General features: G+C 65.1%; 19 protein-coding genes, 4 tRNA genes and 3 pseudogenes. 16 read left to right on the top strand and 10 right to left on the bottom strand.

The features are described 5' to 3' along the window. Nucleotides 1-960: 960 nt before the first annotated feature. Together AC6I9V_RS13920 and AC6I9V_RS13915 are read left to right on the top strand one after the other, a co-directional pair. Nucleotides 961-1,719, top strand: a complete 759-nt coding sequence (locus AC6I9V_RS13920; protein WP_497899834.1) for a hypothetical protein — start codon at nt 961-963, stop codon at nt 1,717-1,719. 42 nt (nt 1,720-1,761) lie between these two features. Continuing rightward, on the top strand, nt 1,762-2,352 hold the full coding sequence (locus AC6I9V_RS13915; protein ID WP_497899833.1) for a hypothetical protein: 591 nt from the start codon (nt 1,762-1,764) through the stop codon (nt 2,350-2,352). 316 nt (nt 2,353-2,668) lie between these two features. On the opposite strand, the gene AC6I9V_RS13910 is transcribed toward AC6I9V_RS13915, so the two are convergent. Then, the gene (locus AC6I9V_RS13910; RefSeq protein WP_497899832.1) at nt 2,669-3,136 is read right to left on the bottom strand and encodes a hypothetical protein; all 468 of its coding nucleotides are present in this window, start codon (nt 3,134-3,136) and stop codon (nt 2,669-2,671) included. A gap of 249 nt (nt 3,137-3,385) precedes the next feature. On the opposite strand from AC6I9V_RS13910, the gene AC6I9V_RS13905 reads away from it, so the two are divergent. Beyond that, the gene (locus AC6I9V_RS13905; protein ID WP_497899831.1) at nt 3,386-3,661 is read left to right on the top strand and encodes a hypothetical protein; all 276 of its coding nucleotides are present in this window, start codon (nt 3,386-3,388) and stop codon (nt 3,659-3,661) included. Between the two features lie 159 nt (nt 3,662-3,820). Here AC6I9V_RS13905 and AC6I9V_RS13900 read toward each other — a convergent pair whose 3' ends face one another. Further along, nucleotides 3,821-4,165 (bottom strand): hypothetical protein, encoded by a 345-nt coding sequence (locus AC6I9V_RS13900; RefSeq protein WP_497899830.1) that lies wholly within the window; start codon nt 4,163-4,165, stop codon nt 3,821-3,823. Nucleotides 4,166-4,270: 105 nt separating this feature from the next. On the opposite strand from AC6I9V_RS13900, the gene AC6I9V_RS13895 reads away from it, so the two are divergent. From AC6I9V_RS13895 to AC6I9V_RS13880, 4 genes are all read left to right on the top strand, one after another. Continuing rightward, complete coding sequence (locus AC6I9V_RS13895) at nt 4,271-4,570, top strand: hypothetical protein (protein WP_497899829.1); 300 nt, start codon at nt 4,271-4,273, stop codon at nt 4,568-4,570. Nucleotides 4,571-4,661: 91 nt separating this feature from the next. Further along, a complete protein-coding gene (locus AC6I9V_RS13890) occupies nt 4,662-6,641 on the top strand; it encodes an APC family permease (protein WP_497899828.1) in 1,980 nt (659 codons plus the stop codon). 95 nt (nt 6,642-6,736) lie between these two features. Then, nucleotides 6,737-7,483 carry a hypothetical protein gene (locus AC6I9V_RS13885; RefSeq protein ID WP_497899827.1) on the top strand — a complete coding sequence of 249 codons (747 nt, stop codon included), beginning with the start codon at nt 6,737-6,739 and terminating at the stop codon, nt 7,481-7,483. 124 nt (nt 7,484-7,607) lie between these two features. After that, nucleotides 7,608-8,219, top strand: a complete 612-nt coding sequence (locus AC6I9V_RS13880) for a thermonuclease family protein (RefSeq protein ID WP_497899826.1) — start codon at nt 7,608-7,610, stop codon at nt 8,217-8,219. Between the two features lie 19 nt (nt 8,220-8,238). On the opposite strand, the gene AC6I9V_RS13875 is transcribed toward AC6I9V_RS13880, so the two are convergent. Both AC6I9V_RS13875 and AC6I9V_RS13870 read right to left on the bottom strand, forming a co-directional pair. Further along, nucleotides 8,239-8,481, bottom strand: a complete 243-nt coding sequence (locus AC6I9V_RS13875; RefSeq protein WP_497900319.1) for a DUF4113 domain-containing protein — start codon at nt 8,479-8,481, stop codon at nt 8,239-8,241. Continuing rightward, nucleotides 8,461-8,589: pseudogene (locus tag AC6I9V_RS13870) on the bottom strand (hypothetical protein); the annotation flags it as partial. The gene AC6I9V_RS13875 and the pseudogene AC6I9V_RS13870, both read right to left, overlap by 21 nt. 97 nt (nt 8,590-8,686) lie before the next feature. Between AC6I9V_RS13870 and AC6I9V_RS13865 the strand changes: the two are divergent. Both AC6I9V_RS13865 and AC6I9V_RS13860 read left to right on the top strand, forming a co-directional pair. Then, a complete protein-coding gene (locus AC6I9V_RS13865; protein ID WP_497899825.1) occupies nt 8,687-9,049 on the top strand; it encodes a hypothetical protein in 363 nt (120 codons plus the stop codon). 475 nt (nt 9,050-9,524) lie between these two features. Further along, entirely contained in the window at nt 9,525-10,529 is a 1,005-nt protein-coding gene (locus tag AC6I9V_RS13860; protein ID WP_497899824.1) for a hypothetical protein, read from the top strand. A gap of 490 nt (nt 10,530-11,019) precedes the next feature. Here AC6I9V_RS13860 and AC6I9V_RS13855 read toward each other — a convergent pair whose 3' ends face one another. Further along, nucleotides 11,020-13,374: a hypothetical protein gene (locus AC6I9V_RS13855; RefSeq protein ID WP_497899823.1), complete on the bottom strand. Its 2,355-nt coding sequence runs from the start codon at nt 13,372-13,374 to the stop codon at nt 11,020-11,022. A gap of 829 nt (nt 13,375-14,203) precedes the next feature. On the opposite strand from AC6I9V_RS13855, the gene AC6I9V_RS13850 reads away from it, so the two are divergent. Further along, nucleotides 14,204-14,611: a helix-turn-helix domain-containing protein gene (locus AC6I9V_RS13850; RefSeq protein WP_497899822.1), complete on the top strand. Its 408-nt coding sequence runs from the start codon at nt 14,204-14,206 to the stop codon at nt 14,609-14,611. A gap of 31 nt (nt 14,612-14,642) precedes the next feature. Here AC6I9V_RS13850 and AC6I9V_RS13845 read toward each other — a convergent pair. Together AC6I9V_RS13845 and AC6I9V_RS13840 are read right to left on the bottom strand one after the other, a co-directional pair. Then, nucleotides 14,643-14,882 (bottom strand): annotated as a pseudogene (locus AC6I9V_RS13845) (tyrosine-type recombinase/integrase); the annotation flags it as partial. Between the two features lie 64 nt (nt 14,883-14,946). After that, nucleotides 14,947-15,354, bottom strand: a complete 408-nt coding sequence (locus AC6I9V_RS13840) for a hypothetical protein (protein ID WP_497899821.1) — start codon at nt 15,352-15,354, stop codon at nt 14,947-14,949. 47 nt (nt 15,355-15,401) lie between these two features. Here AC6I9V_RS13840 and AC6I9V_RS13835 point away from each other — a divergent pair. The 3 genes from AC6I9V_RS13835 (at nt 15,402) to AC6I9V_RS13825 (ending at nt 15,898) form a co-directional block, all read left to right on the top strand. After that, nucleotides 15,402-15,478 (top strand) — tRNA-Leu (locus AC6I9V_RS13835). Nucleotides 15,479-15,645: 167 nt separating this feature from the next. Next, nucleotides 15,646-15,719, top strand: a tRNA-Val gene (locus AC6I9V_RS13830). A 105-nt stretch (nt 15,720-15,824) separates the two neighbouring features. Further along, nucleotides 15,825-15,898: transfer RNA gene (locus tag AC6I9V_RS13825), tRNA-Val, on the top strand. Nucleotides 15,899-16,042: 144 nt separating this feature from the next. On the opposite strand, the gene AC6I9V_RS13820 is transcribed toward AC6I9V_RS13825, so the two are convergent. Then, entirely contained in the window at nt 16,043-16,420 is a 378-nt protein-coding gene (locus tag AC6I9V_RS13820; protein WP_497899820.1) for a hypothetical protein, read from the bottom strand. Between the two features lie 80 nt (nt 16,421-16,500). On the opposite strand from AC6I9V_RS13820, the gene AC6I9V_RS13815 reads away from it, so the two are divergent. Next, nucleotides 16,501-16,575, top strand: a tRNA-Pro gene (locus tag AC6I9V_RS13815). Between the two features lie 1,262 nt (nt 16,576-17,837). Here the strand turns inward: AC6I9V_RS13815 and AC6I9V_RS13810 are convergent. Then, nucleotides 17,838-18,008: a DUF4113 domain-containing protein gene (locus tag AC6I9V_RS13810; RefSeq protein WP_497900318.1), complete on the bottom strand. Its 171-nt coding sequence runs from the start codon at nt 18,006-18,008 to the stop codon at nt 17,838-17,840. 116 nt (nt 18,009-18,124) lie between these two features. On the opposite strand from AC6I9V_RS13810, the gene AC6I9V_RS13805 reads away from it, so the two are divergent. After that, a complete protein-coding gene (locus AC6I9V_RS13805; RefSeq protein ID WP_497899819.1) occupies nt 18,125-18,742 on the top strand; it encodes a DUF6308 family protein in 618 nt (205 codons plus the stop codon). Between the two features lie 113 nt (nt 18,743-18,855). Here AC6I9V_RS13805 and AC6I9V_RS13800 read toward each other — a convergent pair. After that, a pseudogene (locus tag AC6I9V_RS13800) lies at nt 18,856-19,803 on the bottom strand (TadA family conjugal transfer-associated ATPase); the annotation flags it as partial. 297 nt (nt 19,804-20,100) lie between these two features. On the opposite strand from AC6I9V_RS13800, the gene AC6I9V_RS13795 reads away from it, so the two are divergent. Then, nucleotides 20,101-22,752 carry a GH25 family lysozyme gene (locus AC6I9V_RS13795; RefSeq protein WP_349412109.1) on the top strand — a complete coding sequence of 884 codons (2,652 nt, stop codon included), beginning with the start codon at nt 20,101-20,103 and terminating at the stop codon, nt 22,750-22,752. Nucleotides 22,753-22,778 lie beyond the last annotated feature (26 nt).

Here is a 22,778-nt window from a genome sequence, read left to right as displayed (position 1 = left end):
CGCTGAGCTGGCTGCATGCTTTCCGGCGCGAAGCGCCTGCCCTGGACGCACCACAACCGACACAACCCACGCACCAGCTTCCTGGCGCGCAGCGCCTCCACCCTTGACGCAGGCCGGTGAACCAGCGGGATCACCCGGCCACCCGCAGACCGCCCCCGGCAGGGAAAAGCAGCCCAGCGTTGGTGACATGTACGCAGTGTCCGCCGAAGGCAGTGAAGGCCCGCCGCAGGCGCACACCCGCCGGGACCCGACAGCGCTCGTCTCCACCCCGGGACAGCTGCCGGCAGGCAGTGAAGGCCCGCCGCAGGCGCCACCACAGTCACACCAATCACATTGGTAACAACTTCCCGGGATGCTGCGCGTTTTGGAATCCAGCCGCACACAGGAAGGATGGACAGGCTAGAGACGTTGAAGCCTGCAAAATGACGACCCGAAACCCATCCTGTGACGAGGGGAGAAGAGGGTGCGGCGCCTAAAACCGGCTTTCCGGTGTTAAGCGCCGTTTTCCCAGCGTTTTCCGCGCTGCCCGCCGCCCCGAATCGCCCATCTGGGGTTCGTGGGGCCACCACCCGGAAATCTGCGCATGTTCAGGGGCATGGAGAAGCTCATTTACCGCCTCGCCCGCGCCAGCGGCACGGGCGTCACTACGGTGCCGCCCCGGGACGAGCGGTCAATGCAGGGTGCGAGGGTGTACGGGATCACATCAAGAAGTGCCATGCCACATGAACCATATCCAGCTGCTCGCGTCGGTCCTGAGGCTGAATAGGTTTGGTTCGTCGTCGACGACACCAGCATTTCAGCCAGGATGGTGGATTGGATGCGGTGGCCAAGGACGGCCATAACCTCACCGGGTCCTTCAGCGCACATCTCTACCCCACCCATATTTGGCCGCCCGTTCCGCTTTACAAACCGCGGCACCGGCCGACAGTGACCTGTGACTGCACCACTATTGGGGGAATTTTGAGAATCACCAGGAAGACCATGTTCGGCATCGGCGGGGCCACCGCCGCGCTGCTGCTCTCCGCCGGCGCCGCGTTCGGCGTCCAGGGCTTCAACGACGAGACCAGCCACCGCTGCGCAGACGCGGTTGCTGCGGCCGGCCAGTCAGCGGCCACCGCGGCCGCGGCGCAGGACAAGGCTGCTAAGGCGCGTGCCCTGGCCGGGGACGCTGCGGGCTACGCCAAGGCCGACGGATCGGCCGCGCTGCTCTCCGGCGTTGACTCGGCGAGCTCGGACCTCGGGACCCCGCCCGCGGCAGGGTGCTCCACCCGCGAGCAGGCAGCCTCCCTGGCTGCCACCACGGAAGCCGTGGCGTCCAAGGCCGCCACACTGGACACCGCCGCAGCGAAGCTCAGCGAGCACGTCGAGGCGTTCCGTGCCGCGGAGACCAAACGCATCACCGAGAAAAAGGCTGCAGAGGAGGCAGCCGCGGCCAAGAAGAAGGCCGAGGACGAGGCAGCAGCCAAGCAGGCCGCAGAAGCCGCCGCTGCAGCAGAGGCGGCGGCCCAGGCCGCAGCGATCCCGGCTGCACCCGTGCAGATGGCTCCGGCGCCCGCTGGCGTTCCAGCCCCTGCCCGCCAGGTTCCTCTCCCGGCACCCGCTCCGGCTCCTGCCCCGGCGCCGGTCAAGCCGCCGACCGGCGGGTGGACCCCGCCCCCACCCGGGCAAGGCGGCGGCCACGGCTGCACCCAGATCGGCGACCACATTATGTGCAGCTAGTCGGCGGACAGAGGAGCGCCGGCCGCCGTACACATGGGGTCCATGACGACCCTTACCGCTTACGCCCACCACACCCCCGGCGCCCACACTCATGAGCTCAACCGTGGAGGCAGGCCGGTGTTCGGCAGCCTCGCTGAAGCCCGTGTCGACCTCCCGGCAGACAAGGTGGTCGCGGAGGTCACCATCCTGACTTACGGCTGGTGCCGCTTTACGGTGCAGGAGCTTGATCGCCCGGAGCCGTTCCGGACTCTCGACGAAGCCGTCGAGGCAGCAGTCGCCGCGGGGCTCCCACTGGCAGCAGTCATGTCGTTCACGGCCGTCGATACGATGCATGGCACCAAGTACGGCACGACGCCTCTCTCGGCTTACATCACCGGCTTCACCCCGGTCGCACCTTCGCTTGATGACGCCGTCCTCCAGCATGCCATCCGTGAGCTGCTCGGCCACCAGAAGATGCTTGTCGGTGTGGAGCCGCGCGAGGTGACCCGTCGGCTGCTGAATCTCTGGCTGATCGCCGACCCGGACACCGAGGCGAAGCTCGCCACCGTTTTCCCGGAAATGGCCTGGGCGATCGACAAGCTCCAGAACGGCGGCCTGCTCGAACTGCACAAGACGATCGGCTACGGGGAATAGTAATGGCGGCCAAGCCCCAGCTGGCCCGCCGCTATGAGGTCCTCCGGGGCGACTCGGCCGGCGTCGTCGTTATCGGGTTCCCGCACTTCCTGGACCCCGGCAGCAGGACCAGCCCCGACGGGTCGGTGACGCTCCTCTACCGCGAGAGTGACGGCGCCCGTGCCGACAGGACCGAACCCTGGAGCGACCTGCGCGAGCTCCCGGGACGGGTGCGGATCGAGTTCGACCACGCCTCCAAGACGTGGGTTGCCGCCGGTCCGCGCTCCCGCCCGACGGCCAGGGCGAAGGTTCCAGCCGGCCCGCAGAGGAAATGCGGCTACTTGCCCGCCGGGGACTCGCTCAGCACAACGTCCAGCCCGCTGTCCGGGTGGAAGGTCCAGCTTGCGCTGATGCTCCCCCAGGTTCCGTGCTGCGTTCCGTCCAGAGCGCGGGTCTTGCTCATCTGCGCACGCACGTAATCGGGTGTCTTGGCGGTGTCCAGAAGGCAGTCCACCAAACTGTCCGGCAGTCCCTCCAAGGTGGCGATGTCCTCCTCCCCGGCCCCGTTGATGGTGAGGCTGGTGCCGTTGTCCCCGAGCCTGGCATCCGGGTGGTCCTTCAGCGAGCAAGCGGAGACGGCGCCCTTCAAGACACCCGTTGATGCCGCGACAGCGGATGCTGTCACCCCGGCCGGCGTGGCAGCTGCAGCCGCCGGCGCTTTACTGCCCCCGGCGGAGCCGGCAATGAGGGTTCCGGCGGTTCCGAGGATGATGCCGGCTGCGAGGCCGGCGGCAGCGGCCAGCATTGTCTTTCTCGAGGGTTTACGGGACAAGGCTGGCTGTGCGTAGCCGGGCATGGGGGCGGCAGGCTGAGCGGGCGCCCTGTCGGGCATTTCGGGCATCGTCATGGTCTCCCCCAGGCTGCGGCTGACGGCCGCGGTACTTCACGGCTGGAGTGATCCTAGCGACTGGGCCTCCCGTCAACAATGGGTCCATCGTCACCGGTCCATGTCGCGGGCCGGTATGGTTTCGCCGTATTGCCTCACACATGGGTCATGGAACCGAACCCGAACATCGAGCGCCCCTACTGCGCCGAGGTCCGTCAGTACGCGACCGACCTGCCCGGCTATCTGGACAAGTCCGGCGGCACCGTCCCCGTCGGCTCCACCACCAAGTTCTTCAGGTTGCGGGCTGCCGCCGACATGGCAAACCGGGCGATCATCGCCGACGGCTGGGCGGCGAAGCGGAAATACGCGACATCGCCGGAATCAACCGACTGGTCGCCAACCGGATCGGCGCCGGAGACAACTTCTGGGCCTCCCCCGACATGACCGGCCTCGCCCTGGACGCCGCTGGCAATGTCTCCAGGCGAAGTAGGACCGTGTCGCCGAGCTCGAGAACGAAGCCGTCCGGCACGACTACCTACTCGGAATCCGGGATGACCTGCCCGGGCCAGCGGTATGCTGACCCCTCACCAGTCGTCCGTGCCGCTACGCGGACTTATTGCAGGTGTCACGGACCCGCCGCTCGGCTTTCCGGTACTCGGGGTTGAGGCGGTCCGCCTCGGCCTGGTTCTGATCCGCAATCGACACCTTGAGCCAGGCGGCTACCGTCGTCATGTCACTCTTCAGCGAATCAGGGGCCTTGGAGGCCAGCTCGGCGAACTGGCCGGCGACCTTGGCCCGGTCCATACTCACGGCAGCGCCAGGGACCGAGAACGACGCCATCAGGTCCTTGTACTGCGCGCAGGAGTCTTTGGCGCTCATCGGCGCCGAACACCCGGTCAAGGCCAGCAGTGCCGCGGCCGCGGCGGCGGCCAGTATGCGTGTATTCACGTTCTCCCCCACAGAAGTTCAGCCGGCGCAGACGCACCCTGCTGGCTCATCGTACCGCCACCCGCACCGATGACCGCGGCGCGCCCCTCCGCACACATGGGGTCCATGGTTCAGATCCGCAACATCCCCAATGACGACATCGTTTCCCTGGCCGCCCGGCTGGACGGCCTGCACATCCAGACCAGCTCCACCGACATCAGCGGCCGGCTCGTCTCCGGCAACTTCCAGTCCGCGAAGGCGATGGACGACGGACGCATCGGGATCGTGCTGACCCGGTACCTGAACGGTCAGCACGTCCTGGATTCCGTCGCCGTCCCGGCCGGCACCGACCCGCTGGGACGCCCCTGGTGCACCGCCTTCCACATCGCCGACGGCACCCTCCTCGCCGAGCTGGACGCTGCCTGAGCCTGACCGCCCGCCGCAGGGACCGCTACTACAATAGGTCGGTCCCTTCGCTCCGGCCCGGCTGACGCCTGGCCATCGACAGAAAGACATCATGACGACCACTTCCGACCACGCCGTTCCGGCCCAGGTTGACCTGAAGCAGGCCCCCGCCCCGGACCGCAAGCCGCTGGTCCGCTGGCTGCTCGCCAACCAGGTCGCCCCCTCCGGCCCCGAAGCCGAGGAAGACCACACCCCCAACGCCTGGTGGAAGGTCATGTGCCTGACCGGCGTTGACTACTTCTCCACCCTCTCCTACCTGCCCGGCATCGCCGCCCTCGCCGCCGGCGCCCTGTCGCCGCTGGCCACCCTGCTGATCGTGGCCCTGACGCTGCTGGGCATGCTGCCCATGTACCGCCGCGTCGCCCAGGAAAGCCCGCACGGGCAAGGCTCCGTGGCCATGCTGGAGAAACTGCTGCCGTTCTGGCGCGGCAAGTTCTTCGTGCTGCTGCTGCTCGGGTTCGTGGCGACGTCCTGGATCATCACCATCACCCTCTCCGGCGCGGACGCCACCGTGCACCTGCTGGAGAACCCGATGATCCCCGAAGCCCTCAAGGGCAGCGCCGTCATCATCACGGTGATTCTGCTGCTCATCCTGGGCGGAGTGTTCCTGCTCGGCTTCAACGAGGCAGTCGGGGTCGCCATCCCGCTGGTGGCCGTCTACCTGCTGTTGAACGCCGCCGTCGTTGCCGCCGGATTCATGCACCTCGTCTCCGTCCCGTCCCTAGTCGCGGGCTGGACCGACCGGCTGCTCGCCAACGCCGGCGGCGGACCGATGGACCTGATCGGCCCGGCCGTCATCGCCTTCCCGCTGCTGGTCCTCGGGCTCTCCGGGTTTGAGACCGGAGTGTCCATGATGCCGCTGATCAAGGCGGACGGGACCACCCCGGAGGAGCTCGCGGCCTCCCGGGTGAAGAACACCCGCAAGCTGCTCACCACCGCGGCGGCCATCATGAGCGTCTACCTGATGTCCACCAGCTTCCTCACCACCGTCATGATCCCGGCCAAGGAATTCCAGGACGGCGGGCAGGCCAACGGCCGCGCCCTCGCCTACCTCGCGCACGAACTGTTCGGCGCCGGGTTCGGGACCGTGTACGACATCTCGAGCGCCCTGATCCTCTGGTTCGCCGGGGCCTCCGCGATGGCCGGACTCATCAACATCGTGCCCCGCTACCTGCCCGCCTACGGCATGGCACCGGAATGGGGCCGGGCCGTCCGCCCCGTCGTGATCGTCTACACGGTCCTCAGCATCGGCATCACCATCGCCTTCAACGCCGACGTCAACGCCCAGGCCGGCGCCTACGCCACCGGCATCCTCGCCATGATGGTTTCCGGTGCGGTCGCCGTGACCGTTTCGGCGGCCCGCCGGCGCAGCCGCGCCGGAACGGTCGGCTTCGGCGCACTGACCCTGGTGCTGCTCTACGCCCTGGGCGCCAACGTCATCGAAAAGCCCGACGGCATCGCAATCTCCGCGTTCTTCATCGGCGGCATCATCGTCGTCTCGCTGGTCTCCCGGGTAAAGCGCACCACCGAACTGCGGCTCGAAACCATCGAGTTCGACGACGCGGCGCGGCAGTTCATCACCGACTCGATCGCCTTCGACGGGCAACTGAATGTCATCGCCAACAAGCGCCAGGCCGGCGACAAGGCCGAGTACGCCGACAAGGAATACGAACAGCGCGGCCTGAACCCCGTCCCGGGCCCGGCGGACGTCATCTTCCTGGAGGTGGAAATCTCCGACCCGTCGGCGTTCAGCCACACGCTCCGGGTCGAGGGCGTCGAGGTGGACGGCTACCGGGTGCTGCGGGTGAAGTCCCCGGCGGTGCCGAACGCGATCGCCGCGGTGCTGCTCGCCATGCGCGACTCGACCGGCACCAAGCCCCAGTGCCACTTCGAGTGGTCCGAGGGGAACCCGGTGAGCCACCTGATGCGGTACCTCTTCCTGGGCGAAGGCGAAACGGCGCCGCTGGTGCGCGAAATCCTGCGCGAAGTCGAACACGACAAGGCGCGCCGGCCCGGCATCCACGTCGGCTAGGAATCACGCCCGGCACAGAGGGAGGAGGCCTCGGCTTCCTCCCTCTTGCTGTCCACCGGGAACCGAGGGCTGACCCGCCGCCCACATGGGAAGCCATGACCTTCTCCCGTAAACGCCTCGCCCTGCTCATCGTCCTGCTCCTGGCCGCCCTGGCCGTCGTCGGCATCCTCTACACCAGCTCGCAGAAATCCCACGCAGCCTCGGCACCCGCCCCGGCCGCCAGCACCCCGGCCGCTTCGGCCGAAGACGATGACGACGCTTCGGCGGACGAGGCACCGGCGGACAGCACACCCCCGTCGATCTCCGCTGTCCCGGCAGGGTCCATGTCCGGCCCGGCGCCGGAGCTGAAATCCGTCCACTCCCCCGACAAGGTAGCCCGGGACATGACGCTGGCCGCCGGCCAGTGCAAGGTCCGCACAGTCGACGCCGCCAAGGGCAACTTCCTGCCGGACCCGGCCTGCACCCCGGGCGCTGTCGACCCGGCCGTCACGCAGGAGAACCTGGCCTCGAGGATCTGCAAGTCCGGCTACACGGCCACGGTCCGCGCCCCCGCCTCGGATACCGCCAAGACCAAGGCCCTGAGCCTGGCCCAGTACGGCCAGACCCGGGCCTCCTCCACCGAGTACGACCACCTGATCTCCCTCCAGCTCGGCGGCACCAATGCCGTCTCCAACCTGTGGCCGGAACCGAACCGGGAAGGCGCCCCGGGCACCACCAACCCGAAAGACGCCGTCGAGACGAAGCTGAACAAGGCCGTGTGCGCCCACAAGGTCACCCTGGCCGCGGCGCAGAAGGCGATCGCCGCCAACTGGGTCACCGCCGAGAAAGACCTCGGCCTTTAATCCTGCACGCCACGCCGGCATCGCCCGTCGGGCTGGTTACACTTTGTTCTGACTCCGCACACATCGGTACTGGGGGTACCCGGTGTGGGAACCCCTGTCTGCCCCCAACAACAGATCGGGAACCATGTCATTTCTCAAGCCTTCCGCCGCCGTCCTGGCCGGCCTCGCGTTGACCCTCGCGGGCTGCGCCGGCAGCCCCACAGCGAACACCGTTGCAGTTAAGGACGGCGCTCCGGTGCCCGCCACGGCAACCGACTCTGCAACACCCAGCGCCGAGGCCAAGAAGCCTCTGGTCTCCCGGTTCGTCAAGGTCATCGACGGCGACACCATCGAGGTGCAGCCGGCCAGCGAAAAGAATGGCCAGCCAACCGGCGAGGCCAACGTCAAGGTGCACATGCTGGGCGTCACCGCCCCCGAGGCCACCGCCTGCGGCGGCGCGGAAGCCACCCAAAAGCTCACGTCACTGCTCGGCCGGGACACCTTCCTGACCATCACCTACGAACCGGCCCTGGATACCGACGTCGACAAGGACGGAAACATCCTCGCATACGTCATCACAATCGGCTCCGTCCCCCAGGACATCGGCCATCGGATGGTCAGGGAAGGCTACGCCGCCGCGTGGTACCCCGAGGGCAAGACCGTTCCGAAGCGCTTCGTCCCGACCGCGGAGCTGGGCAAGATCGCCGTGGCCCAGAAGAACGGTATCTGGGCCACCTGCCCCGCGCCGAAGAGTTAGGCGCGGGGCTGCCGGCGCGTCAGCACGCCTTGACGACCGGCAGCTCCGCCCATTCGGTGGTGTACCGCGGCGACGGCGCTTTGCGTTTCATGGACCAGTCCGGTTCGGCCACGAGCCCGGCGACGCCGAGGCCGATCGATCCTGACCCGAAGCGGTCCAGGACGTCCCCGAGCAGGGACCCGATGTGCTTCTCCTCGTGGGCGGTGGCGAACGCCGGCAGTTGCGGGGCGGCGCCGGCCGGCGACAGGTCCGTCAGGATCACCCCGGCCCGCGCGTACGGGACGCCGTCGACGATCCGGTCGGCCAGGGCGATGGTGGCGACCCGGGTCAGGATGACCGGGTCCGCCGTCGGCGCCGGCAGCTTCACGGCCGCGGACGGGAACGACGCCGCGGTCTGGTTGAAGTGCGAGGTGCCGGCGAACCGTCAGGCCGTAGGATGCGTGGTCCGCCGGGCAAATCGTACAGTCATGTCAGGATCACTGCCTGCGGATCTGCGCCTACCCTCTCTGGCCGAACGACGACATCGTGTCCCTCTACGCCGAGCTGGAACGCGGGCTCCCGCCGCCGCCACGGCCCTGGTCGCCGCCGAGCACACCCGGCTGGAAAAGGCTGCCGCGGCAGCCGGGGACAGGGTCCAGCGGAGCCGTGACGAGATCGCCCGGAGCACCGCCCTGATGCGCGCCTGGGCGTCCCGGCTGCACTCCAACGCGGCCCCGGACCTGGCCGCGGTGACGAACCTGGAGACCGACATCAGGGTCTTCGACAGGTCTTCCTCCTGGCCGGGAGACCCCGCGGACTGCCCGCCGGCACCCGCCGTGAACGGCGACTAACGCCCAAAACGCCGTTCGAGCCGGCGCGCGAAAGCACCCCGGGCCCCGTTTCCGGGGTGTTTTTGTGTTCCGGGCCTGCGCGCCGGCCGGCGCCGGAAACCGCGGTTTTCGACGAAACGGCACTTTTGTGGTGTTTTCACCGGTTTTGACCGACCCAAACCGACCAGGTGGCGACCATTTGGTGGCCACCAAGATCCGCGCCAATAAAGGGAAGGAGGGCCCTTATATATATAGAACCGACCAAACCGATCAGTTAACTACTACTACATAAGGGCCCTCGGTAGTTCCCCGTTGTTTACTCTTTCTCTCCTATAGGGATACTTCCCCGTGGTCGGTTTCGTGTCCACATGCCCAAAACCCGCGCCAGCACTGGGAAGTAGCGTTGCCCGCGTCGTGTCCACTGGTCGGTTGGTGTGGGTCGCTCGTTTTTGGCCCCTGAAGCGCGCTTTTCGGGGCCGGCCGCACACAGACAGGCATGACCAACCAGAACCGCGTGAAAGCCGGCGTCCCGACCGGCGGAGAATTTGCCACCACCGAACACGACGACAACGTCGCCCCGTTGCCGGGCTTCCGGATGCCGGTGCCGACGGCCGAGGACCGCGCTATCCGGTACGAGCAGCTTGCCGCTTCCCGGGCCGGCCTCGAATGGACGTCCGCGAAGCATGTCGCCGAGCTGATGGCCAAGAGCCCCGAGCCGGAGCACGAGGAGAACGCCGCGACCCTCGCGGCCTCGAACGGCACCAGCGCCGACGCGATCAAGAACATCGACCAGGTCTTCAACCACGGGCTGCAGCCGTTGATGATCTCCGAGGCCGCCCAGGGCCACCTGGCGGACAAGCTCGCCGAAGGCGGCCTCACCGGCAAGCTGGAGGCCTACACCGGGACTAACCCGGACGCCGGGGAGAACCCGCTGCTCTGCACCTCCGAGTCGGGCCGCGAGCTCATCGTCTCCGACTCCCCCACCGAGGGTTTCACGGTCATGTTCGATGACCCGCACGACGAAGACACGTTCTCCGTCAGCATCGACCCGCACAACGCGAAGCCGGCCGACTGCGCCTGGACCGTGAAAGGCGCCCTCTGGGACCTGGCCGTCGCCGACGCGGCCTACGACGGGCTCCACTCCGGGGACTTCTACGAGCTCCGCGAAGTCACCATCGGCGAAGACGCCCTCGACCCGGACGACGCCGTCGTTGCCGAGCTGACCGCGAGCAACGACGACGGCATGTTCACGACCATCACCTGCGACCTCAGCTCCGGTGCCGTCACCGTCTACCGCGACGACACCAAGCTGGAAGGCCTGGCGGCGGACCTGGAGCTCGCCGCCGTCTTCGAGGGCCTGCACAGCGAACCGGACAACGGTGACTTCCACGCCCACGCGAGGAGCGTCTTCACCGGCATCCTAACCGAGGCCGCCAAGCACCCGGATGCCCGCCACAACGATTCGGCCCGCTGGGCGAAGGAAGCAGAGGCAACACGATGACCGAACAGCCGCGCGTCACTGCCGGCGTCCCGTCCGCCAGCCAATGGACCGCGACCGCCCATTCCGGCGGACCAGGTCGAGGAAGTGGTCGTGGCCACCCTGGAGTCGGCACCGAATTTCAGGCGCGGGACGCTAGATCCGAGTTTCCCAATGGGGGCCATGCAGCGGCACCCTCCGCGGAGCACTAGCTGGTTGAACAGGTTCGTGTCATCTGACCATGCACGCACGCTTGACACTCATCGAGGTCGAGCCTGCGCGGGTACGAGGCGCCCGTCAATCGAGCCTTTGGACACCGCAGACAAGGGTTCTTACAAGCAGGTATGGCCTTCACGGGCACAACCTGAGCTTATTGGGAGCGTCGTGAACCCGCTCGAGGATGACCGATAGCATTCCATGCTCCTGATCGGTCGCTGCGCTTCGCCGGTTACTTGGCACGGGTCCGCGAATGAAGCAAGTAAGCCGCATGGCATTGACCACGTTTCAAACACCTTCAATCTCTTTGGAGGCGACGCTCCGCAGCCGCACGCACGCGCGGGTGCTCATCGAACGCCAGGATCGCCAGAGTATCCACGGCCGTGTTCGGGTTCATCGCGACTAGTTCACGAATTTCGCCCGACCAACTGTATGCAATCCTGGCAAGGATGTGCGCGGGCGAACTCGTGTTTCTTGCGAGCCTTCTATGCCGCTCATCTTCCCCGAAGTCTGCCGGGCGGTTGGCTAGCTGCTCAAGGATTGCCTGAGGAGTATTCTCGTTTGCCAGCAGCCCAAGTAGAACTTCCTCGCTCTGGTCACCTGCGAGGACTACGAGGGCTTCGCCCGGTGTAGCGAGGTTTGCGGCAACGGCCGCACGGACGGAGACCTCTGTGTCGCGCACGATGTTCGCCAAAATGGGTCCCGAGGTCAGCGGGTTTGCCGCGACTGCGCGGCGCAAGTCAGGGTTGCTCGAACGCGCATAGTGAACCAGCGCCTCCGCTGGCGCTTCGCTGGAGGCAGCAAGGCTGACAGCAGCCGCGCCGGTGTTGCGGAGCGCCCGCTCGCGAACTGTGCTGTCTTGGTCCCTCACCAGGAGAGCAAGCACCTCCGGAGTCAGGCGCACCCGACTATGCCTTGACTCGTGAGGTCCATTGTAGGAAGCAACCGCCGCACGTACGGCGGTGCTTCCGGACTTCGCCAGAAGCTCAAGTCCTTCGTCTCCTACAAACCAGCGCCCGCCTGCGGGAAATCGACCTACGGATAATCTCGTCCAATTCGGCTTACCAAGAATCTCAGGAACTCCATCTGGAACCGACTCCATTCGGTTAAGCCAGTTGTCTACGAAGTCTTCTCTCTTATCACGAGGGACATACGGCTCCTGTTGCCATCTAAGCCAGTCAATGATAGTTGACGAAGCAACCCGCTGCACGGTTTCGTCCGCGTCACTCGCCAACTCGACGACGTCCAGAAACGAAGTAAAAGGGTTTGTCGCCGCCGCAGCCCGGTCAACGGGAGCTGCGTCTCGTGTCAGTCTGGACAGTGCCTCGGGATCATCGTGGATGGTGACATCATGTCGAGCGATTCCCAGCGCTCGGAGGAGGGCAACCGGAGAGTTCAGAAGACTTGAATGCTCTGTACTGCTCAACAGCCGGCGGTACCACCAAATCGTGGTGAAATTGTGGCCCCCAGTGACGAAGCGGTTGGCTGTGTCGTATCCGAGCCCATACGAAATGGCACTAATGACTTCTTCTTCGGTGTCGCCTGCGAGTTCTTCGAGAACGTCGATAGGTGTTTGAGGATTCTGGGCCACTGCAGCACGCGTTAGCGCGTACGGTGATCCAGCTAGTTTGCGCAGGAGAGCTGCATGAGAAGACTCCTCCCCATCATCCGGGTACCCACCCCCGAACCATTTGTGTGACCGCAGACGCTCTTGAAGACTCCGACGCGATTCATCCTTGCCGTCCAAGCCGTGCAGAACGTCGTCGCTCAAATGACCGTGAACAATCACCGCACGACGGACCTCCGCGCTTTCGTCATCGAGCAGGCGCAGGAGCACGTCGTCCGGCAGGTTGTAGTTTGTCGCGGCGGCTGCCCGTACTTCGGGCGCGGCATCTTCAGCAAGACCCACGAGAACTTCCGTTGGAATCGTAGCCGACCTATTCGCCGCCAATGAGCTGCGAACTTGTATGTGATTGTTCTCAGCCAGTTCTAGTGCCGCTCCTGGAGGCAAACGGTAAGAGGCAGCAAGCCTCGTAAGAACATCCACAGAAACTGACTTCTTTCGGGCAAGAGCAACGCGATACAAATCCTCGTAGCGGCCGCCTGCGACTCTTAGAGCGAGTTCTCGATCGACTGGGACAGACTCGAGTTCGGCCCATAGAAACTCAAGACGATGCTCGCTGACCTCACCATTTTGCTTGCCATCTGAGTTTCGGCCAGCCATGCGCAGAATCACCGCTACGGGGGTCGCGGGGTTGTGACCCGCTGCCCTGCGGACGTCTCGCTCGGAGTCGAAGGCTAGCCTTTCGAGCGACCTCGAAGGAGTTGCAGCCTTCCATGCTGCTGTCGTGCGCGCCTTCACACTTGTGGAGCAAGCGAGCACTGCCAGGTCGTCCGGTGTCAGGCGACCGATCTCCTCTTCTGTCAGGGGTCCCGCATAGTAGGAGGTCTGACCAATGAGCCCAAAGCTGTAGTCATCGACGAGCGAGTGGCCGAACTTATTTACCCAATACCATTCGTTCGCGTCACGCGACCACTGATCGGGGCGGTCACTTTGCCCCATTCGGCGAAGAACATCTAGCGGCGCTTTTCGGATCGAACGAGAGATTGTCCGCGAGCCAGGCTGGGTGCCGTCAAAATTCCTGCGAGTCATGTAGTCCGCCTGTCAAACGCTGAAATGCAGGATGAAAATGGCTTGCAGGTATGTGGCATCGGATTTGGTCTCCTCGGCAGGCGATCGTGAAGGCTGCTGGTGCGCTCACCATAATGTCCTGCTGGACCCTCGACAGCAAACGACGAGTTCGCCGTTGTGAACCGAGGACCGTGAGACTCTTGGTGTTCTCAACGGCAAAAGCGCCAGGTGCATAAGCCGCCAAGCTTCGTCGTGGATGTACCAGCGTGTTCCAAAGGCGTGAGCGGCCGAGTCAGCACGGTCTCCCTCTCGTTCGCCAACTAGGTCCGGGCTGGTGTCAGCTCCGAGGATGTTCCCAATCGCGGATACTTGGCGTTTCGTACGTGGCGGAAGCCGCCAACTAGGCCTCGCTCTCACAGGAAATCACCGATTTCCGCAGCAGGGGCCGGCACGGCCACCTTGGCATCCTTACCGCCCTTGCGGTGTCGTGGCCGTAGTCTGCCGTGCTGGCGTTCAGCGCCTCACTCAACCGGATCCCTGTGAACAGGAGCAAGCTCACCAGAGCGCGGGAGCACGGGCCATGCAGCCCGCGCTGCGGCCAGCATGGCCCGTGCCTTCCGTGGTGGCGGCGTCGATTACCCCGCCGGTAGCACCTAGGAGGGCCTCGAAGCCCTCCTGTGGGCTTCAGTGACACCCCTGCCTTGATAGCCCTGTATGCGCTCCGGGACGGGCCGTTTAGACCCCTGCATGGCAACGCTTGTACCAGTCAGGACCGCGATCTGCCATATCAATAAGGGATTTTGATCCAATATGGATTGACATCAGTTCCTTTTCGAGGGAACTTAATCCCATGGAAGATCAGGAAACACTCGAGGCAATCGGCAAGCTCATTGCCGCTGCCCGCAAAGACAAGTACCCGTCCCGCCGGCAGCTCGCATTCGCCGCCGGGATCGACGTCAAAACGGTCATGTCCGCGGAGGGGGGCGAAAAGGTGGCGCACCCGAACTCCCAACGCCGCATCGAGCAGGCCCTCGGCTGGCGCAAGGGTTCCATAGAGGACATCTGGGAACGCCGCGCAGACATAGGTCCCGATGCGGTTACTCTCGCTGAGATGGAGCGCGAGGCCGACGTGCACCTGCTACCGACGGAAACCGACACACCGCATGTCAGCCCGGCGTCCCGGTTGACCGACGAGGAACTCCTTGCCGAATTATCGATTCGGTTCTGGGGCTACAAGGTGCAAGCGGCACAACGGTAAGAGCGGTCAGCCTTCTGAGGTGCTGGTCCGTTTAGGCCAGCGCCCGCGCCACGTCATACCCCGCCGCCTTTTCCAGCGTGTGCCGTGCCCTGTCGTATCGGCGTGTGGTGCGGGGGTCGGCATGTCCCATGCTGTCCTGGAGGTCATGCAGGGCAGTGCCAGCGTCCAGCGCGATAGTGGCGAACGTGTGCCGGAGGGAGTGGGGGGTGATCTTTCCATCAACCCCGGCCACCCTTGCCAACCGCTGCACGGTACGGAAAGCCTCAGAGGGATGTAATTGGCGCGTCTATCGCCTACTTAGGTCGCTGGTTCAAGTCCAGCTATCGGTACGCCAATTACTTAACGACCTGGGTGACGCCCTTGACCTTGGTGGTCTTGAATGCCTGGTCGTTCTCCCAGAGAGGCTTGTACTGCGGGCAGTAGCCGTAGATAGCTATAGCCAGGAGGACGGACGCATCCCAGGCCCTCACGCTCTTCCATCTGGCGAGCTCCAGTCCTGCCTCCGAGAGGTCGTTGTGCTTCGGCAGGACGTCGCTGCAGGCGACACGGGCCACCGCGGCCGCTCCTGTGTCGGCCTTGACTCCGTTGTCGTTGGCGACCTTGGCAGCCCAGGCATCACGTGCCTTGGCACCTGATGGGATCTCCTCGTTGATCCGCATCGGCTCTTTGGGCTCGGAGCAGCCGGCAGCCAGGGCGGCGATAACGGCCAGTGCAGCAAGCACCTTCGCTCGTGATGTGTTCAATGTGTCCCCCATCGTTCAGTACAAACGATAACGATAAGGCACCACAGGCCCGCCTGGTCCAAATGGTAGAGGCGCGACATTCAAACCGTCGGTGTTCCCGGTTCGAGTCCGGGGTCGGGCACCAACCGGAATGGGGTCGGGGAGATGTGGCCGGGTCGCCGCACACATGGAAGATGTTGGATGCCGTCGCGTTGGCCTATACGCGACCGGAGAGCCCACCACGGGCCTGGCAATCCACGCTCTGCAGCCGGTCCGGCCGGGCAACGTCTGCGGGGTGAAGCATAGGCTTGCGCCTGTATAGCTCAGTCGGTTAGAGCTCCTGTTTCACATGCAGGGTGTCCGGGGTTCGAGTCCCTGTGCAGGCACGGATTCCGCCACCACGGCACCCGGCAACGGGTGTGAAAGCGCGGACGGGGACGCCACGATACGGCGGAAAGGGAGCGGTCAGTCCTGGTCGCTCCCTTTCGCACGCTTGTATAGCTCAGTTGGTCAGAGCGCCCGCCCGACGCGCGGGAGGCCCGGGGTTCAAGTCCCTGTGCAAGCACGGAGCACCGAAGTTGCCGCAGGAGGTCGCAGCCAGTTATCGGCTGACCTCGGCGGCTCCACGGGTGCCATGCCTCTATAGCTCGGCTGGTAGCAGCGACGTTCTTGTAAAGCGTAGGTCGTCGGTTCGAACCCTGTTGGGGGCTCAGTAGAAGATTTCCAGCCCGGGACGGCCCTCGAACTCGGGGTCAAGAGCCCCGGTGTCTTCGTCCGTGATCTCCTTCGCGTCCGCGACAGAGAACGCGAACGCCAGGCCGTCTTCGCGGCCGGTCCAGCCGAGTTCGTCCTGATATTTGGACACGACTCGGTTCTCGGGAGTGTCCAGCGACTCGCCGCTGATCCAGTTGCCGGCTGCGTCGTGCACCGCGGTGATGTAGACCTGCGGCGTGGTGCTCCCTCCCATGGCGCGTTCCTGTCCGTCCAAAACATGGCACACAAAGAAGGACGCCTTCGGCGATACCTTTAGGATCTCCTCGGACATTTTCTTCAGGACGGGGACGTGTGCGGGGGACGGGGCAGGCATGGCGCTCCTTAGGGTTGGGTTTGTTGACCACACCCTAACAGGGCGGGGTGGCACGTCCCGGCTACTGCTGCAGTGCGCGACGGGGTGCAGCTCAGCTTGGCGAGAGCGCCTGGTTTGGGACTAGGCGGCCGCGCGTCCGCGTCGCGTCACCCCGACGGTTCCGGTGGCCGGGCTTGAAAGTCAACTTTGTTGTCTGTGCCTAATGGCAGAAGGACTCACGAAAGGCCCACCATGACCCCGTTTCGAAGAGCGGAAATCAAACCGGATCCAGCACCTGAAGAAATCGCCGAAGCAGACCGTTACATCAAGCTACACGGCGGACGCGATAACGCGCTCCGGGCCCTAACGAAGATCGAATTTGCGCCAAGGGAGCTGGGTGGCGACAAGGGCCGCAGAATGAGACATGTCGTCGAATCGCGGCCGGGCCACTTCCCGTGGAGAGACCTGTTCGTCTCGATGTCCAAGGTCTTTCGCCGGCGGTGACACTCTCCGGGCCACCGCACAAATGACGCTCGTAAGAACCGCCGAACAGGGACAGACGGGTGCTTCCGCCCGGCTGAACGCCCGCATTGAGGGGTAGTTCGTGAATGAAGCAGCCAGTTGCCGAGCTGGGGATAAGAACGGTAAGCGGTTGGCGGTGAGCGGCCCTGTTCGGGGGCCGGGAGCCGTGCGCGGGGCTCTGGTTCAGTTGGCAGAGCGACGGTCAGCGAGGGCGCCCTTCAGCTGGCGGCAAGCGGCGCCGCACCAGGCGTGAAGTCTCTGCACTTCGACCAGGTGGCCGTGGACGTGTCTTTGGCCCCGGCCAGTGCAAGGCGCGCGCGATCGACGCTGCAGCCGGCCTGCACCCTCCGGACCCGGCCTGCACCCCGGGCGCGCGGCGATCGCGGCTAACTGGGTGACCGCCGAGAAAGACCTCGGCCTGTAGCCATGCCGACATCGCCCGTCGGGCTGGACAGACTCTACTCCGAAGCCGCACATCGGTACTGGGGTACCCGGTGTGGGAACCTCAGTCTGCCCCCAACAACAGATCGGGAACCACGCCCTATCACGCTGACCGCACCACAGCGCTGGCCGCCAACAACCGGAGGAGATGAGCGTGGGACGCCTCAAACTCACCAACTACACCCCCGAAGGCGAGCTCCTGCCCCAACCGATGCGATCCTGAACGCCAATCCAACGTTCCTCGGCGGTACGCCGACCACCGACACGGGCTACTACCACCGGTTCAGGTTCGAGTCGATCACCGAGGCCGAGACCCTAGACAAGGCCCGGCGCTTCTTCGCACTCATGGAAAACGTGCCGCTCTACAGCACGCTGAGCCTGGAGCCGTACGAGGTGCGCATCGGAAACTACTACCGCAACGGCCTGGGCATCGTCTACGTCGTCGAGAATCCCGGCATCCTGTAGCTCCCGGTCGTCAGCAGGCTTTGACGATCGGCAGTTCTGCCCATTCGGTGGTGGCCCGCGGCGCGAGGGCTTTGCGTTTCATGGACCAAACCGGCTCGGCCAAGCAGCCCGGCCACCCCGCCCGGGCGGCCACGATTCGGCGCCCCGGACGCGCGCCGGTTACCGCAAGTTCGAGGTGCATTCCTAGGAGCGGCATCTTGGTCTTCTCCATTTCTCAAGCGGCATCGTCGTCACCACCCGGGCCGTCGTTCTGCCGTGGCCGAGTGAATGGTTATCCGTGTCGGCTAGGCTCGCTTCATGACATTGACGGACCAGATAGACGACGTTATCGGTGCACCTGCGGACCGGCTTCTTCGTCATTTTTTTGACAAGGACGGCCCTTTTGCAGGGTCGACATTCGATGAAATTGGGGAGAACCCAGTAAACGTCATTGGGCCGGCTGACGTCGTGGCGGTAAGCCTTCTCGATGTCCGATTCGAACCGCGCGCCGTCCGTGCCCTCTTGGAACGGGACTCCACTCAACTATCTGAGCTCTTGTCAGACATTCCGCCGAACGTCGATTTGTGGGACGCGGACGACAGAGATCTCCGTGCAGCGGATGCGCTCTTTCAAGCCCTGGATTCCTTCGTCGGCGTCGGCGAAACGAAGGCAAGCAAACTCCTTGCGCGCAAACGACCACGTCTCTTTCCGGTCATCGACAGCGTCATTCGAAGAGGCCTGCCACTTGGTTCTAGTCCGGCAATGTCGCTGCGTGCGGCTCTGACACAGCCATCACGACGTAGAGCCATCGAGTTGCTCCGACCCTCTGATATTTCGTCCTCGATCTCCACGATCCGGCTACTGGACGCCGCCGTTTGGATGCGCTTCAGCCAATCTCGCAATGCCAAGAGAGCCCGCCTATCGGTTGGCATGTAGCCACAACTCCGGTTCAAGTGCTGTCTTCCGGCAACGGCCTAACTGTCACGTCAAGGTTCTGGACGCCCTAGCGCCTTTCCCACACCACTTTGGCCACTTCTGACGAGGGCCCTTGGTACACGCTTTTTCTTACGCGCCCCATCGTGGGCCGAGTTCGCATGCACCGTGCACATCCCCGGCATTCCGGAATTCAGGGCGATCAGCATGTCCAGGCTCTCGGCCTCCCGCACTTCGCCGACGACCAGCCGGTCCGGCCGCATCCGCAGGGCCTCCTTCACGAGGCGGCGCAACGGGATTTCACCCTCCCCCTCGAGGTTCGGCTGCCGGCACTGCAACCCGACGACGTCGCGGAGCGGGAACTGCAGTTCGAAGATCTCCTCCACCGTGACCACCCGCTCGCGGGTGCCGATGCTGGCGGCGAGGCAGTTCAGCATGGTGGTCTTGCCTGCCTGGGTCGCCCCGGAAACGAGGATGTTCAGCCCGCTGGCCACCGCAGCGCCGAGGAACCGGGCCGACTGCGGGGTGAGCGTCCCCAGTTCCACGAGGTGCTCGAGCCGGCTGGCCTTGACCACGAACTTACGGATGTTGATGGCCCAGTGCCGCCGGGTGACGTCGGGGATCACAACGTGCAGGCGGGATCCGTCGGGCAGCGCCGCGTCGACGAACGGGGAGGACATGTCCAGCCGGCGGCCCGAGCTCTTGAGCATCCGCTCCACGAGGTCGCGGACTTGCTGCTCGGTCAGGGCGATGGACGTCAGTTCCGACTCACCGTTGCGGGCGACAAAAATCTCGTCGGGCGCGTTTAGCCAGACCTCCTCGATCGCGGGGTCGTCCAGCAGCGGCTGCAGCGGTCCGAAGCCAGCGACGGCGTCGAAGACAAACCGGCGGGCCGTTTCGAGGGATCCGATGGGAGGCAGCGGCGCCAGCAGGGCCCGTTCGTCGTAGTCGCTGATCGCCTCCTCCACCAGGCGCCGGACTTCGCCGGCCTGCCGAAGGGGATCCAGGCCGCGGCGGCGGATCAGTTCGCGGACCTCGTCCTCGACGATGCGCACAGCTTCCACGGTGCCCCCAACATGACCGCTACCCCTCCCCCTGGGGCAGTGCAACTGGGGTTAAAACTAAGCGCGTCCGGCGCGCCCGACAAGGGTATGTGGCGCCACATGTGGAAAAGCCGGAAAATCCGTTATAACAATGTTCACATCCGTAACATCCGAAACTCTAGTTTCACTCTTGCGCCGGTGCTACGGTGGGCGCGATAAGTCAGACGTTCTCTCAGCCGGGCAGGCAACCAGCAGTCCGACCGTGACCTGAGACCCCTATGACGCTGCTGCAGAGTGCGTCGCTGTTCCGGAGTGGAAATGAAGCGGACCCAAGCCAACTACAAGCCCCATCACGTGCGGCAAGCCGGCGCCGTGCTGCTGGCAGCCGCCGTACTGACGGGATTTGCCGTGCCGGCGCCGGTTGTGGCGCTCGAGCCTTCCCCGGCCCCAACGGCCGCCGTGACAGCTACGCCAGCCGCCCCGCCCGCACCGACGCCCACGCAGACCGCGACACCGGCACCGGCGCCCACCACCGCTGCGCCCCAGGGCACTGCGGCGCCGGCTACCGCCGCGCCAACCTCGACCCCTGCCGCACCGGACTACCGCACGGCCATGGCCCAGGCAACCGCCGGAGGCGGAGCGGAAATGGGTCAGGGCCTCGCTGCCACAACGGGAACCGCAGCCAGGACCTTGACAACACAGGGAACATGGCAGCCAACGTTCGGCGTCCCGGGCTTGGACGTCAGCGAACACCAGCCCTCCGTCGACTGGGGGCAGCAATGGAACCTGGGAGCACGGTTCGCCTACATCAAAGCGACCGAAGGCAACTACTACACCAATCCCGTCTTCGCCTCTCAATACTCCGGGGCGCAGGCCGCAGGCCTCATCCGCGGCGCGTACCACTACGCCAACCCTGCGGCGTCTTCCGGTGCCGACCAGGCGCGAATCTTTGTGCAGAGCGGCGGTGGATGGTCCGGGGACGGTTACACGATGCCGCCGGTGCTGGATTTCGAGGGCAACCCGTACGCAGGCCGGACCATCAACGGCTTCTATCAGGGCAACATCTGTTATGACATGTCTCCGGATGCGCTCACCGCCTGGGCCAGGGACTTCAGCAACACGATGCTCTCGCTGACCGGCCGGCTGCCCGTTATCTACACCGGTAACTACTGGTGGAAGGACTGCGTCGGAAACCCCCTGGGCTTCGGCGACAACCCGCTGTGGCTGGCTTCCTACCCCAGCGCACCCTCGGACAATGCCGGACCCATCCCGGCAAGCTGGTCCACCTACAGCATCTGGCAGTACGCCGACTCCGGAAAGTTCGCCGGGGACCAGAACGTCTGGGCCGGGGATTACGCGGGCCTGCAGCGTTTCGCCACCGGAACGCCGCGCACCGACCCCACCCGGAAAGTCTTTTCGCCCGGAGATTTCGACGGCGACGGAATCTCGGACCTTATCCAGCGCAGGGCGAACGGCGAGCTCTGGCTTCATTCCGGAGACGGTTCCGGGGGCTACCCGGTTAGCCGGAGAATCGGCACCGGGTGGGAGATTTACGACAGCCTGGTGGGAGTCGGCGACTACAACGGCGACGGCCGGAACGACATCGTGGCCCGCAAGCTGGACGGCTCCCTGTGGTTCTACGCCGGCACCGGAGTCGTTTCCGCATCGAGCGAGGGCTACCGTGGCGCCGTCAAGATCGGGAACTTTGGCTGGGATGCCTTCACCAGCATCCTCGGCGTCCGCGATTTCGATGGCGACGGCAAGGCTGACCTCCTCACCCGGACGGCCGACGGGAGCCTGTACCTCTACTCCGGCCAAGGCAACGGACAGACCGGCAGCGGCCGGAAAATCGACTTCGGCTGGGAGGTCTTCGACCAGCTGACTGCCATTCAGGACTTCGACGGAAACGGCACCAGCGACCTCGTGGGGCGCAAACCGGACGGTACCCTCTGGTTCTACGCGAACTCCGGGAATACCACCCTCATCAATCCTCAGCAGATCGGCACCGGCTGGGGAATTTACGATCAAATTGTGGGCACCGGCGACGGCAACGGCGACGGCCTCGCCGACTTCGTTGGCACCCAGCCCGACGGTTCCATCTACTTCTACGCCGGAACCGCCATGCGGGACCAGGGGTATCAAAGCCCCCAGAAGATCGGAAACTTCGGCTGGGACGCCTTCGATATGCTCGTGGGGACCAAAGACTTCAACGGCGACGGCAAGGCCGACCTGCTCGCCCGCATGCGGGACGGCAGCCTCTGGTTCTACCCCGGAACGGGCACGGGAGCCTACGGCGCTGCCCGTAAGATCGGCAACTTCGGCTGGGACGGTTTCGATGCCCTCGTGGCCGTTGGCGACTTCAACGGCGACGGCAAGAACGACCTTGTGGCCCGCAAGCCCGACGGCAGCCTGTGGCTCTACGCAGGGACAGGCCGTGTGGATGCCGGCAGCAACGGTTACCTTCCGGCAGTCCAGATTGGCATGTTCGGCTGGGACGCCTTCAATATCATCATGGGGACCGGTGACCTTGACCGCGACGGTAAGAACGACCTTCTGGCCCGCGGCAAGGACGGCTCACTGTGGCTCTACCGCGGCACGGGCGTCGTCAATGCCAGTAGCGGCGGCTACCTGCCCGGCGTAAAGATAGGCGCGTTCGGCTGGGACGTTTTCGACGCACTCTTCGGCGTCGGCGACTTCAACAGCGACGGCAATAACGACATCCTGGCCCGGCGTCCCGACGGGACCCTGTGGTTCTACGCCGGAGACGGAACAGGCAAGCTATCGCCGTCCCGCCGGATCGGGACCGGCTGGAACATTTTCGACCGTGTTGTGGCCGGCTGGAACCTCGACGGCGATCCGGCTCCGGACCTGGTGGCGCGCCGTCCCGACGGTTCACTCTGGAGCTACTCCGGCACAGGAATGAAACCCAGCCAGGGGTACCTGGGAAGGGCTTTTGCTGGCAGCTTGTAACGCCCCGACTGCGGTCAACCCGCGGC

Source organism: Arthrobacter sp. SlRoot2-15 (genome assembly GCF_059739345.1).
This window is presented reverse-complemented; position numbering and strand designations above follow the sequence as displayed.